The 12,528-nt window shown below is 51.4% G+C and carries 13 protein-coding genes; 9 read left to right on the top strand and 4 right to left on the bottom strand.

Translation table 11 applies throughout. From position 1 onward, the window contains the following. Positions 1–35: 35 nt before the first annotated feature. The gene (locus QT231_RS05305; protein WP_308335876.1) at positions 36–416 is read right to left on the bottom strand and encodes a diacylglycerol kinase; all 381 of its coding nucleotides are present in this window, start codon (positions 414–416) and stop codon (positions 36–38) included. Between the two features lie 389 nt (positions 417–805). Here QT231_RS05305 and QT231_RS05300 point away from each other — a divergent pair, with 389 nt between their 5' ends. The 4 genes from QT231_RS05300 (at position 806) to QT231_RS05285 (ending at position 5,160) form a co-directional block, all read left to right on the top strand. Beyond that, positions 806–1,624: a MipA/OmpV family protein gene (locus tag QT231_RS05300; RefSeq protein WP_308335875.1), complete on the top strand. Its 819-nt coding sequence runs from the start codon at positions 806–808 to the stop codon at positions 1,622–1,624. Next, complete coding sequence (locus QT231_RS05295) at positions 1,624–2,310, top strand: response regulator transcription factor (RefSeq protein ID WP_308335874.1); 687 nt, start codon at positions 1,624–1,626, stop codon at positions 2,308–2,310. Before QT231_RS05300 ends, QT231_RS05295 begins: the two co-directional genes overlap by 1 nt. Beyond that, positions 2,279–3,652 carry an ATP-binding protein gene (locus QT231_RS05290; RefSeq protein ID WP_308335873.1) on the top strand — a complete coding sequence of 458 codons (1,374 nt, stop codon included), beginning with the start codon at positions 2,279–2,281 and terminating at the stop codon, positions 3,650–3,652. Before QT231_RS05295 ends, QT231_RS05290 begins: the two co-directional genes overlap by 32 nt. 140 nt (positions 3,653–3,792) lie before the next feature. Further along, a complete protein-coding gene (locus tag QT231_RS05285; RefSeq protein WP_308335872.1) occupies positions 3,793–5,160 on the top strand; it encodes an L-serine ammonia-lyase in 1,368 nt (455 codons plus the stop codon). 11 nt (positions 5,161–5,171) lie between these two features. On the opposite strand, the gene QT231_RS05280 is transcribed toward QT231_RS05285, so the two are convergent. Further along, entirely contained in the window at positions 5,172–6,068 is an 897-nt protein-coding gene (locus QT231_RS05280; protein ID WP_308335871.1) for a LysR family transcriptional regulator, read from the bottom strand. Positions 6,069–6,198: 130 nt separating this feature from the next. Here QT231_RS05280 and QT231_RS05275 point away from each other — a divergent pair, with 130 nt between their 5' ends. The 4 genes from QT231_RS05275 to mtgA all read left to right on the top strand — a co-directional run bounded on the left by QT231_RS05275 (position 6,199) and on the right by mtgA (position 10,011). Further along, a complete protein-coding gene (locus QT231_RS05275; RefSeq protein WP_308335870.1) occupies positions 6,199–7,182 on the top strand; it encodes an MBL fold metallo-hydrolase in 984 nt (327 codons plus the stop codon). Between the two features lie 41 nt (positions 7,183–7,223). Then, the gene (locus tag QT231_RS05270; protein ID WP_308335869.1) at positions 7,224–8,333 is read left to right on the top strand and encodes an S-(hydroxymethyl)glutathione dehydrogenase/class III alcohol dehydrogenase; all 1,110 of its coding nucleotides are present in this window, start codon (positions 7,224–7,226) and stop codon (positions 8,331–8,333) included. Between the two features lie 96 nt (positions 8,334–8,429). Further along, positions 8,430–9,284 (top strand): S-formylglutathione hydrolase, encoded by an 855-nt coding sequence (gene fghA, locus QT231_RS05265; protein WP_308335868.1) that lies wholly within the window; start codon positions 8,430–8,432, stop codon positions 9,282–9,284. A gap of 10 nt (positions 9,285–9,294) precedes the next feature. Continuing rightward, positions 9,295–10,011, top strand: coding sequence for a monofunctional biosynthetic peptidoglycan transglycosylase (gene mtgA, locus QT231_RS05260; RefSeq protein ID WP_308335867.1), 717 nt, complete (start codon positions 9,295–9,297; stop codon positions 10,009–10,011). 12 nt (positions 10,012–10,023) lie between these two features. Here the strand turns inward: mtgA and QT231_RS05255 are convergent, their stop codons facing one another. Then, complete coding sequence (locus tag QT231_RS05255) at positions 10,024–10,713, bottom strand: EAL domain-containing protein (RefSeq protein WP_308336051.1); 690 nt, start codon at positions 10,711–10,713, stop codon at positions 10,024–10,026. 143 nt (positions 10,714–10,856) lie between these two features. Beyond that, positions 10,857–11,771, bottom strand: a complete 915-nt coding sequence (locus QT231_RS05250) for a DMT family transporter (protein WP_308335866.1) — start codon at positions 11,769–11,771, stop codon at positions 10,857–10,859. 144 nt (positions 11,772–11,915) lie between these two features. On the opposite strand from QT231_RS05250, the gene QT231_RS05245 reads away from it, so the two are divergent. Next, positions 11,916–12,305 carry a DUF4168 domain-containing protein gene (locus QT231_RS05245; RefSeq protein WP_088698839.1) on the top strand — a complete coding sequence of 130 codons (390 nt, stop codon included), beginning with the start codon at positions 11,916–11,918 and terminating at the stop codon, positions 12,303–12,305. Positions 12,306–12,528: the final 223 nt, after the last annotated feature.

The following is a 12,528-nucleotide window of genomic DNA, read 5'->3' as shown; positions in this document are numbered from 1 at the left end:
ATGGCTGGCGTTATGTTGATCATTTATTAGTGTTCTTAATCGAATAACACGCAAAACCAAACACCTGTCATTAAAATTATGCTTAATAAAACGGCAGCAGAGCCGATGTCTTTTGCGCGACCGCTAAGAGGATGGTGATCAAAACTTATTCGATCCACCGTTGTCTCAACTGCAGAATTAATTAGTTCAACCACAAAAACTAATGTCAGCGATGCAAATAGAATTGCCTTTTCAACTGATGTTGTGTCTAAGATAAAGATAAGAGGATAGAGAAAAAGGCTAACGACAACCTCCTGCCTAAACGCTGCTTCACTTTTCCAACAAGCGTGGAGCCCGTCAATAGCATTCACAAAAGCGCGAAATATGCGCTTTATTCCTTTTCCATTAGTTTTAGATTGGGGGGGTAAGGTATACAAGGTGGCTCTCTCATCAGTGCGTTAGACTATTTACAATAGAGCACTAAACTTACCAGCCACTTACCTGAAACTTACCTGAAACTTACGTCTGGTAAATTCCTATGCTTAAATTTCCGCGTGTTCTAAGTCAAACAGGCCAGGGACTTACCAGGAGCAATTGGAGAAAAATGACGTGATGCTGTAAGAAGGCGGTATCATCGATGCCACAGTCATTTCTGCGTCCTGCGTCATCTGACTAAAAAATGGGCATGTGGCACATTGGCATGAAAATGCACATGGCTGGCGGCGACGAGCTCGCCTAAATGAGGAGTTTTTTCAGTAAGTTTCAGGTAAGTCAGGTGATGAATACTGCTTTTTTGGGAAACAGAAAAAAAGCCAAGAGGCTCCTTATGCAGTCATCACTTTCATCAGCGCGTTGTTTCGATACAGCAGTTATCCATCGTGCAACTGCTATGCTAACTATCATTGGCCTAGCCCTGCCTCTGACAGCGCTCGCTACTGGCAAGCAGGCAGATGGCGATTCATCCTGGGAGATCGGATTGGGGGTCGTCAGTAGCCAAGAGGCTTATACTGGTATGGATAGTGATATTATGCCATTGCCGATAGTGGCATTCGAAAATAGCTATATTCAGCTTTCAGTGCCTGAGCTTTCGGTTAAGCTGCCCAGTTATGAACTTAGTGATTCAAATGAGTTTAATTTTAGTATTTTCGGGAGGTATGATTTCCTTGGCTACGAAGAAGGAGATGCACGTATTCTGAAGGGTATGGAAGATCGTGATGGTGGCTTTTGGGCAGGCTTTAAAACGGAGTGGCAAAACAGCTTTGCTGATATTAGTGCTAAATTCGCCACCGAAGCCGCTGGTGATAGCAAAGGCAGCAGTTTTAATTTAGCTATAGAAAAAACATGGTATTTTAAAGAAAATTTTATGTTGACGCCTCGTCTAGCTGCTAATTGGCTAGATAGTCATTATATCGACTACTACTATGGCGTGCGTAAAAATGAAGTGACCGTTGGTCGTGGCTATTACAATGGTGAAGCCGGTGTCAATGTAGAAATAGGCGTACTTGGAGGCTATGTGTTCGAGCAAAAACATTTTGTGCTTCTCGATGTTGGCATCACAAGTCTGGCATCAGAGATTAAAAACAGCCCCTTGGTCGATAGTTCAACCGAGAGTTCTATAGCGCTTGGTTATCTCTACCGTTTCTGATGAATCGTATACTTCTGCTTGAAGACCATGAGCGCTTGGCGCGGTTGATATGCAAAGGGCTAGCCATGGCAGGTATCGTCGCTGATGTGTTCAGCCGCATTGATCACGCGATGGTTGCTTTGCGGCAAGTGCCTTATCAGGCGTTGGTGATCGATCGAGGCGTCCCAGACGGTGATGGTTTATCGTTGTTGCAGCATTTACGCGCGGCAGGCAATGCCATTCCCTGCTTGGTGCTGACAGCGCGCACAGAATTGAATGATCGAGTCGAGGGCCTAGACGCCGGAGCGGATGATTATCTTACCAAGCCATTTGCAATGGAAGAAATGGTCGCACGGGTGCGAGCGCTGCTGCGCCGCCCTGTAGAAGCCCGTTCGCTGGAACCACAATGCGGCGATTTAACGTTACGGCCGGCTGATAGCCTTATTTGTTGTGGAGATAAATGCGAAATTTTGGCCCAGGCTGAAATGCAAATAATGTTACTGCTGATGCGTAGGTATAAAGAGTCGGTACGCCACAGCGCACTGGAAGCCGCTGGTTGGGGGTTAAGCGAAGCCGTTACACCCAATGCTTTGGATGTTGCTTTACATCGGATTCGACGTAAATTGCTAGCCATTGGTTCACAGCAATGGATAGTGAATAGAAGGGGCATAGGCTATGCGCTTCAGGATAGAAAAGCAACTAAATAGCATCAGCGTTAAAACGTTATTGGCTTTTTTTATTAGCATGGTGCTGAGTATTAGTCTCATTGTTTTCGTGCTGGATGCCGTATATTTTTTCAAGAACAGTATCTTTTCAGAAACTGATGTAAATGATTTTGCTAAGAACTTTGCTCAAGAGATCCTATACAATAAAGAGGGTATCCCAGAAAAAATGGGACTTGAGCTGGAATATCCCTGGCTGTTTGAAAGTTTAGTGCAGGAAGCCGCTTACAGAGTCATTGATCAATCTGGGAAAGTGGTATTGTATTCTGCAGCAGGCGCTTCATTTTGGTCTTCCGTTGATATTGCTCATCCAATAACTACTGGGTATTTTAAGTTTGAACATGATGGTGTCTTAATGGATGCTGCCACCGCAAAGGCAGAAAATGACGGGCAAAGCTGGTTTGTTCAACTTGCTGTAAGTCGACGGTTTATGTTTTTTTCTCATGATACATTTGGTTTTCGCTTTGTAAGGAGCGGGGTGATAATATTTTCATTGGTTCTTCTTTTGGTCTTTTTTTTCTGTGCTCATTTCATTGTCCGGCATACACTTAAACCGTTACGTAAACTATCTGAATCGGCTGCATTAATTTCTCCAAAATTTTTACAGGCTCGGCTTGAAAATGACAATTTGCCGACAGAAATTGCTCCTTTAGTCATCAGTTTTAACCATACGCTTGAAAGGCTTGAGCATGGCTACCGCACACAACAAGAATTTCTTTCCACAGCAGCTCATGAATTGAAGACACCGCTGACGCTAATTCGCACACAGCTGGAGCTAATGGAAGAAACAGAAGAGCGTAACTGGTTGCTTAATGACGCTAATTACATGTCTCGCCAGGTTCAGCAACTGCTTTTGTTGGCTGAGACAAGTGAGTTTAATAACTATAACTTTATCGTTGTCGATATAAAATATGTTGTTAATGAGGCAGTATGTTATTTGCAGCGTATGGCTGAAGCTGCAAAAGTTAGCTTTGTCGTAAAAGATTATAGTAGTGGAAGCCAGTGGCGAGCCGACAGAGGCGCACTATTTACTCTGTTGAAAAATTTATTAGAAAACTCTGTACAACATGCACCTGCTGGTACATCTATTCTTATAATGATTTATTCTAATAAAATTCAGGTGAGAGATTGGGGGAGTGGCATTGACGAAAGCCAGTTGCCACTCTTATTTACTCGTTTTTGGCGAGGAGATCACCGACGGGATATTGGAGCAGGTTTAGGTTTGTCTATATGTCAGGAAATAGCACATGTTCATGATTGGACAATTTTTGCCCAAAGGATGGAGCCTGGCTTACTTTTTCAGCTAGTTGTGAATCCCTCCGTTTAGATGGACGTTCTGCCTGAGAGGGCTACACAATAATCCTTTAAGACGTTATAGCTTGCTCACATTTTGCTCGACCAGCGAACTGTGAAACCATCACAATTACGATACCGTAGGTAATAACAGCGTTGTGAGGCGAAATAGACATGGCTATTAGTGTGTTTGATCTTTTCCGAATCGGCATCGGGCCATCAAGCTCCCACACTGTTGGGCCAATGCGCGCTGCGCGAGACTTTGCCTTAGCGCTTGGCGATACCCGCGTTACCCGGCTGGTGGTAAGGCTGCATGGGTCACTTGCCGCCACTGGGGTGGGGCACGGTACTGATCAGGCAGTGATCATGGGGCTAATGGGCGAAGCGCCAGAAAGTATCGATCCGGATACGATTGCGTCGCGCTTAAAACAACTTGCTGAAGGTGAACCGCTGTTGTTGGCCAATGGGCAACAGATTACTTTTGCCCCCTCTGTGGATGTGGAGTGGGACGATACCTGCCTGCCGTTTCACCCCAACGCCATGGTGTTGAGCGCCTATTGTGATAACGCTCTGGTGGCGACCAATACCTTCTATTCCCTTGGGGGCGGTTTTTATGTCGATCAAGCCAAAGCGGATCAAGGCGAGGTTGGCGAAGATGCCACCGAGCTGCCGTACCCCTTCGATACGGCGGCAGAGCTGCTTGCGCTGTGTCGGCAGCATCAACTGCGTATTAGCCAACTGATGTTTGAAAACGAGAAAGCCTGGCGCAGTGAAACAGCTATTCGTGAAGAGCTGCTGACCATTTGGCACGCCATGAGCGACAGCATCGAGAATGGCCTGCGTGCGACGGGTCACTTGCCCGGCGGATTGAATGTACGTCGGCGTGCACAGCTACTCCATCAGCAGTTGCTTCACCCGCCGGAAAACCAGCGGTTGATCGTGTCGAGCTTTACCGTAATGGATTGGGTCAATGTGTTTGCGCTGGCGGTGAATGAAGAGAACGCCGCCGGGCGGCGCATGGTCACCGCGCCGACCAACGGCGCGGCAGGCATCGTGCCTGCTGTGTTGGCGTACTACCTAAAGTTTGAACCCGACGCCAGCGAGGCCGATGTCGTGGATTTTCTGCTTACCGCCGGAGCGGTGGGCATTCTATGCAAAAAGAACGCCTCCATTTCTGGAGCAGAAGTCGGCTGCCAGGGTGAAGTGGGGTCTGCTTGTGCCATGGCGGCCGCCGGACTTGCCGAAGTGCTGGGCGGCACGCCGGGGCAAGTGGAGAACGCCGCCGAGATTGGCTTGGAGCATAACCTGGGGTTGACCTGCGACCCGGTCGGTGGGCTTGTTCAGGTGCCCTGTATCGAGCGTAATGCGATAGCCTCCGTCAAAGCGATCAACGCCGCTCGCATGGCCCTGCACGGCGATGGCGAACACTTTATATCGCTGGATAAAGTGATCCGCACCATGCGCGATACCGGCCGTGATATGCAGGATAAATACAAAGAGACCTCTAAAGGCGGGCTCGCCGTCAATGCTATCGAGTGCTAGTTAATCAAGAGCTAGACCAGCGGATTCCCGGGTAGCAGGGTATCTATATTAGCGACGAGGTAGTCGACCAACTGACGGATTTTGGGCGACAGGTGGCGGTGGCGAGGGTAGACCGCCCAAACGGCGGTATCGTGGTGCTGAAAAGGCTCAAGCACGGCCACCAGCTCACCGCTGGCCAAGTAGGGAGCAACGTAGTAGTCCGGCAGTTGTGCAAGGCCGAGGCCTTTGCGTGCCGCGTCTAACAGCGCTGGGCCGGAGTTGCCCGACCAGCACCCCTCGACACGCACTTCACGGCGTTGCCCGTTGACTTCAAAGAGCCAGTTGGGCCGTGAGCCAATCAGGCAACGGTGTTGGCTAAGCTCTGACAAGGTGTGAGGGCGCGGTGCTTGGCGAAAGTAGCTTTGCGAGCCGACGATATACTCGCGGCGGTCGCAGAGACGTCTGGCGATCAGGCTGGAGTCCTTTAATACCCCCATCCGAATGGCAATATCATAGCCCTCTTCAATAAGCTCCACGGGGCGGTTAGTGAAGTGCATATGAACATCCAGTTGCGGATGCAAACACTGAAAGTCATTCACCAGCGGGGCGATAAAGCGCTCGCCAAAGGTCGTGGCCGAGGTGAGTTTAAGTAGCCCGCTGGGTTTGGCCTGGAGTTCGCTAAGCGCCTGCTCGGCATCCCGCAGCCCGTCAAATAGATGACGGCAGTGCTCCACGTAGGTGGCGCCCGCATCGGTTAAGCGGATCTGGCGGGTGGTGCGGTAGAGCAGTTGTACACCTAACTGGTTTTCGAGCTGACTAACCAAACGGCTGATATGCGAGGTCGACACCTTCAGGTGACGGGCCGCAGCAGAGAACGTGCCTAAACGCACCACCTCAACAAAGGCTTCGATACGGCTCCAGTGCTGCATGCTAACTCCCTGGGTCAATTGCGATTGTTGCTGTGTGGCAATAATCTTGTGAGTGTATCCCGGTTTATCAAGAGCGCCTAGCTGGCCTACACTGCTACCATCGGTAGCTTATAAATGGAGCCTTTTGCTTATGTCTATATCCTTATCTCAATGGTCGCGTGGTGCGTTGGCAGTGGCCGTGAGTGCTGGCTGGGCAGTTACTGCCCAAGCAGAGCTACCCACCCAGCAGCAGGAGCAAGCGCCGGGCTGGTTTCGTATGATGGTCGGGGAGTATGAGGTGACCGCTCTATACGACGGTCATACGGCTATTGATACCTCCTTGCTAAAAGGCATGGAACAAGAAGAGATTCTCCGCCACCTGGATGCGTTATTCATTGATGCAGAGAGCGGTATGCAAACCGCGGTAAACGCTTTTCTTATCCACACTGGTGAGAACCTAGTGCTAGTTGATGCCGGTTCTGCCGCCTGCTTTGGCCCCTCCTTGGGCCAGGTAGAGAGCAACCTGCGTGCTTCTGGCTACTCGCCAGATGATGTCGATACGGTGTTGATGACTCACCTGCATCCTGACCACGTTTGCGGTTTGGCCGATGAGAATGGCGAAGCGGTCTACCCCAATGCTGAGCTGCGTGCCAGCCAGGCAGATGCTGACTTTTGGCTGGATGAGGAGCGTGCTGCAGCGGCCCCTGATTCTGCCCAGGCCTTCTTTACTATGGCCCAAGAGGCGGTAGCGCCTTATCAAGAAGCTGGTCGTTTCAATCCTTTCACGGCAGGTGATGAAGTGCTGATGGGTATCGTTGTTCAAGATACTCATGGCCACACCGCCGGGCACTCTAGCTTTATGCTCAATAGCGATGATGACGCCATGCTGGTATGGGGTGACGTGGTGCACAGCTACGGCGTTCAATTTGCTGACCCTACTGTTGCCATTGAGTTTGATTCTGACCCCGAGCAGGCCGTTCGTACCCGGGAAAGCGTGCTCGAAAGCGCGGTTGAAGATAAGCACTGGATTGCTGGTGCCCATATGCCATTTCCCGGTATTGGTCATATCACCAAAGATGACCAAGGATATCGCTGGCTGCCGATTGAATTTGGCCCGGTAACAACTGATAAGTAACGTCTTAGTTTTTCTGAAGTAACGAGCATTTAGGAGTCAAAATGAAGTCACGCGCAGCTGTTGCACTGGAAGCGGGTAAGCCGCTAGAGCTGGTTGAGATTGATGTGGAAGGCCCGAAGGCGGGGGAAGTACTGGTTAAAATGGCTGCCACCAGTGTCTGTCATACCGATGCTTACACGCTCTCCGGTGCTGATCCGGAAGGTAACTTCCCTGCGGTTCTCGGCCATGAAGGCGCGGGGGTTGTGCAGGAAGTGGGTGAGGGTGTCACTAGCCTTAAGCCGGGCGACCATGTCATACCGCTTTACACCGCTGAGTGCGGCAAGTGTAAATTCTGTTTGTCGGGTAAAACCAACCTGTGCGGCAGCGTGCGCGCTACCCAGGGTAAAGGGGTCATGCCCGATGGCACGTCGCGTTTTTCACTCGATGGCAAGATGCTCCATCACTACATGGGCACTTCTACTTTCAGCGAGTACACCGTATTGCCCGAAGTCTCCCTGGCAGTGGTTTCCAAAGAAGCTCCCATGGATAAAATCTGTCTGCTGGGCTGCGGCGTGACCACCGGTATCGGTGCGGTGCTGAATACCGCAAAAGTAGAGCCGGGCGCCACGGTGGCGGTGTTTGGTCTCGGTGCTATCGGTTTGGCGGTGATTCAAGGCGCGGTGATGGCCAAGGCGGGACGCATTATTGCTATCGACGTTAATGCTGATAAGTTCGAGCTGGCTAAACAGTTTGGTGCCACCGATTTTGTGAACCCGAAAGAGCACTCAGATCCGATCCAGCAGGTGATTGTCGATATGACCGACGGCGGTGTCGACTACTCCTTTGAGTGTATCGGCAACGTCAATGTGATGCGTTCGGCGTTAGAGTGTTGCCATAAAGGCTGGGGCGAGTCGATCGTGATCGGTGTCGCCGGTGCCGGCGAGGAGATCTCAACAAGGCCGTTCCAACTGGTCACCGGGCGGGTCTGGAAAGGCTCTGCTTTTGGCGGCGTAAAAGGCCGTAGCGAACTGCCGGGCTACGTTGATCGTTACATGAACGGTGAGATCAATATCGACGATTTCATTACCCACGATATGCCGTTCGAGAAAATCAACGAAGCGTTCGATTTACTGCATGCGGGCAAGAGCATTCGCACCGTGCTGCATTACTAGTCCCCGCATTATTAAGTAGTATAGAAAGCACGTTTGAAACGCTAAAACGCGGTAGGGTAGACCTGCCGCGTTTGCTGCATTTAAAGGAACCTGCCCATGAGCATGAGTGAAACGCTAGAACTGGTGTCTGCCAACCGTAGTTTTGGTGGCTGGCATAAACGCTACCGGCACTACTCCCGTGCGCTGGACTGCAACATGATCTTCGCCGTTTACTTGCCGCCCCAGGCGGAAAACGAGCGTGTACCGCTGCTTTGGTGGTTGTCGGGCTTGACCTGTAACGACGAGAACTTTATGCAGAAAGCGGGCGCTCACCGTATCGCTGCTGAGTTAGGCGTGGCCATTGTTTGCCCCGATACCAGTCCACGGGGCACCGACTTGCCCGGCGAACACGAAAGCTTTGATTTGGGCTCCGGGGCCGGGTTTTACGTTAATGCCACCGAGTCGCCGTGGAAATCTCACTACCGCATGTACGATTATGTGATTGAGGAGCTGCCTTCCGTGGTGCGTCAGCACTTCCCGGTCAATGGCCGCGAATCTATTAGTGGGCACTCGATGGGGGGGCACGGGGCATTGATTTTGGCGCTGCGTCACCCCGGACGTTTCCGTTCCGTGTCGGCCTTCTCACCCGTGGTCAATCCGATGAACTGCCCTTGGGGGCAGCAGGCGTTTAGCGCCTATTTGGGTGACGATCAGTCCCGCTGGCGCCAGTATGATGCCTGCGAACTGGTGGCTAACGGCGCATCACGCCAGCGGCTGTTTATCGACCAGGGCGAAGCGGATCAATTTCTGGAAGAGCAGCTTCAGCCAGAGCGTTTAGAAGCCGTTTGCGAAGAGCACGATCACCCCTTAACGCTACGCCGCCAGCCGGGATACGATCACAGTTACTTCTTCATAGCCTCGTTCATTGAGGATCATCTGCGCTATCATGCAGACCACCTCATGAAGCGTTAAGGATAACGGAATGCTCAATCGCTCGCTGCGCCGATTTATGCGTCTGCTATGGCGGATTGTTTGGCGCGGCGTGTTAGCGTTTGTGCTGCTGTCAGTCGCGCTGGTACTACTGTTTCGGGTCGTTCCGCCACCGGGGTCGATGGTGATGGTCGAGCGCAAAATAGAGAGTTGGATCAACAGCGAGCCGATTCGTATACAACGCGAGTGGCGAGGCTGGGATTCGCTTCCCGTTAACGCCAAGCTGGCAGTAATTGCGGCAGAGGATCAGCGTTTTCCGCACCACCAGGGGTTTGACCTTGTCGAATTGCGTCGCGCGTTGCAGGCCAGCCAAGACGGTGGGCGATTACGCGGTGCCAGCACTTTGAGCCAGCAAACGGCGAAAAACGTTTTTCTATGGACAGGTCGCAGCTGGACGCGGAAGGGGATGGAAGCGTGGTTTACGCTACTGATCGAGATACTCTGGAGTAAGCAGCGCATCCTGGAGGTCTATCTCAATGTCGCCGAGTGGGATCGCGGCGTATTTGGTTTAGAAGCCGCTGCTCAGCACTATTTTGGCGTATCTTCCAGTTCGTTAACTGAACGTCAGGCAAGCCTGCTTGCGGCTATTTTGCCCAGCCCGTTGACACGCAGCGCCGCACGTCCCGATGCTCAGGTTGAGCGGCGAAGCCAGTGGATCCGCCAGCAAATGCGCAATTTAGGTGGAGCGGGCTATTTAGAGCACCTCTAGCCTAGCGTGCCTCTAGTCATATTTGGCGTCGTCAATTTCCGCCAGTGCTTCCAAGTTCGGGCGGGAGAAGTAGTAGCCTTGCTGCATAGGAATGCCCAGTGCCAGCAGGCAGCGTGACTCCTCGCGGGTTTCCACGCCCTCCGCAATGAGCTGTATTGCTAATGTTTCTGCTAACGTCACCAGACTACTGAGTATGGCCTGACGGCGCTTGCTGCTGTCGCACGCCATCACGATATCGCGATCGATTTTCAAGGTGTCGGGGCGCAGATCGGTCAATAAGTCGAGATTGGCGTAACCGTTACCAAAATCATCAAGCGAGGTGGTAAAGCCCATCTCGCGGTAACTCTCAATGATGGTGCGCATATGGTGGCGGTCTTTGACCCGCTCGGTTTCGATAATTTCGAAATTGAGCCGCTCGGTGGGCCAGCCAACGCGGTGCGCTGCTTCGAGAGTTGCTTGAATGCACGCCTGAGGCTCATAAACTGCATTAGGCAGAAAGTTAATAGAGAGCCGTTCCTGCATGCCCAGTTCGCTGGCCAACTCAATCGCTTTGATACGGCATGCTTGGTCAAAGCGGTACATCAACTCGTCGGTCACCTGGCCAAGTATGGAAAAAGCGGACTCACCATTCGGGCCGCGTACCAACGCCTCGTAGTAAATGATTTGTCGCTGACTGACATTGACGATCGGTTGAAATGCCATGGTAAAGGCAAACGGTACCGGCGAATCGCACCGGTTACAGTGTCCGTTCACCCTGGCACAGTGGTGGTGTGCTGACATATTTATCCAAGCTCTGGTCTACAACTATCGGTAATTATAATAACCACGTTAATTATAAAAACGCGTTATCGTCTAATCGCCATCACCACCCCAGTGATGGCGACCAACATCCCCACAAGCCCCAGCAAGGGAAGACGTTCGTCAAATAGCCACCACGCCTGCAGCGCCGTGACCGGAGGCACAAGATAAAAAAGACTCGCCACACGCGAGGCCTCTCCCTTTTTAATCAAGGCCATGAGTAACAGGATAGCGGCAATTGAGAGAATCAACACCAGCCATCCCAATGTAAGCACAAAGGTGCTGCTCCACTCCACTTGGCGGCTCTCAAATAATAATGCGCCTATCCCGAGCAGAGCGCCCGCAGCCAAGTACTGGATCACAGCCCCCGAAAGTAGCGGCATACTGGTGCAGTACCTTTTCTGATAGAGAGTGCCCAGCGAAATCCCCATCAAAGCGGCGGTGACACACAGCAGAGCGCTAATCCCGAAACCGTCAAACAGCGACTCGCCCACCTCAAGCTTACTACCCAGCACTAAACTGATACCTATCAGGCCCAGTCCTAGCCCTAACCACTGACGCCAAGAGAGCCGCTCACCTAATAACGGCCCGGCAAAGGCCGCGGTCAGCAGTGGTTGAAGCCCGACCAGTAGTGCCGCTAAACCGGCGGGCATACCCAGGTAAATGCCATAGAAGACACCTCCTAAGTAGGCGCCATGGACTAGAAAGCCCGATATAGCGATATGTGTCCATAACCTGGGTGATGAAGGCCAGGGGATTCGCATCACTAAGACCAGTGGAATCAGCAGCAGTAGCGTGAGTACAAAGCGAATAAACAGAAATGTGAAGGGTTCTGCGTACGGCAGCCCGAATTTGGCACCGATAAAGCCGGTACTCCAGAGCAGAACAAAAATTGCTGGCATGGCGGCAAGCCCCGCCGAAGGGAGGTCTTTGGGGCGTAACTTATTGAATGTGCTAGACATGTTTTTTCCGTGGTGGCGTGCGTAATTCACTTGTTTGATACATTTTGTTCTTTTTGTTACTGCCTTTTACATAAAAAATTGAACCTGGTTGAATATGGCGCGTCACAATGGGCACATCCACAACGCAATACTGAGGTTTCTTTTATGCAACGTATGACTGCTCTGTTCTCCGCTGCCCTGCTCGCGACCGGCCTGATGACGGCTACTGCCCACGCCCAGGAAGAGCAAGGCGCTGCACAAGATCCAATGGCAACCCAGCAAGCACCTGCCCAGGATTTCTCTGACGACCAGCTCCAGCAGTTTGCCGATGCTTCTCAAGAAATTGCGGTTATTTCTCAGGAATATACCCAGCGTCTGCAGGAAGCGGAAGATGAATCAGCGCAACAGGAAGTGCGCACCGAAGCTAACGACCGCATGATCGAAGTGGTTGAAGACAGCGGCCTAGATGTTGATACCTTCAACGCTATTGGTCAATCCATTCAACAAGACCCAGAAATGATGCAGCGCGTGCAGGAAATGGCTAACCAGTCGTAAGTCATACTGCTGAAAGATACCGAGGTCATTTTTGCTAATTTTGTTTTGCTAATATAGCAACTTATATGACTTCGGCCAAAAAGCCCGGTGCCTAACTGAACTGCACCCCAAAAGTTGGACACTCCTCCAACGATTGGGGTGTTTTTCATGGCGAAACATAATGAAGAGTTCAAACTGTTAGTCGTACAGCGTTACACAGAAGGACAGCTGGGTTATAGGAGTC

This window comes from Halomonas sp. SpR1 (assembly GCF_031010175.1).
GTDB lineage: Bacteria > Pseudomonadota > Gammaproteobacteria > Pseudomonadales > Halomonadaceae > Vreelandella.
The sequence above is the reverse complement of the archived record's forward strand: the minus strand, read 5'-3'. Positions and strand labels throughout refer to the sequence as shown.

Coding starts and splice junctions, on each gene's coding strand:
- QT231_RS05300 (WP_308335875.1), top strand. CDS start 806: ATGCAGTCATCACTTTCATCAGCGCGTTGTTTCGATACAGCAGTTATC.
- QT231_RS05295 (WP_308335874.1), top strand. CDS start 1,624: ATGAATCGTATACTTCTGCTTGAAGACCATGAGCGCTTGGCGCGGTTG.
- QT231_RS05290 (WP_308335873.1), top strand. CDS start 2,279: ATGCGCTTCAGGATAGAAAAGCAACTAAATAGCATCAGCGTTAAAACG.
- QT231_RS05285 (WP_308335872.1), top strand. CDS start 3,793: ATGGCTATTAGTGTGTTTGATCTTTTCCGAATCGGCATCGGGCCATCA.
- QT231_RS05280 (WP_308335871.1), bottom strand. CDS start 6,068: ATGCAGCACTGGAGCCGTATCGAAGCCTTTGTTGAGGTGGTGCGTTTA.
- QT231_RS05275 (WP_308335870.1), top strand. CDS start 6,199: ATGTCTATATCCTTATCTCAATGGTCGCGTGGTGCGTTGGCAGTGGCC.
- QT231_RS05270 (WP_308335869.1), top strand. CDS start 7,224: ATGAAGTCACGCGCAGCTGTTGCACTGGAAGCGGGTAAGCCGCTAGAG.
- fghA (WP_308335868.1), top strand. CDS start 8,430: ATGAGCATGAGTGAAACGCTAGAACTGGTGTCTGCCAACCGTAGTTTT.
- mtgA (WP_308335867.1), top strand. CDS start 9,295: ATGCTCAATCGCTCGCTGCGCCGATTTATGCGTCTGCTATGGCGGATT.
- QT231_RS05255 (WP_308336051.1), bottom strand. CDS start 10,713: ATGGCATTTCAACCGATCGTCAATGTCAGTCAGCGACAAATCATTTAC.
- QT231_RS05250 (WP_308335866.1), bottom strand. CDS start 11,771: ATGTCTAGCACATTCAATAAGTTACGCCCCAAAGACCTCCCTTCGGCG.
- QT231_RS05245 (WP_088698839.1), top strand. CDS start 11,916: ATGCAACGTATGACTGCTCTGTTCTCCGCTGCCCTGCTCGCGACCGGC.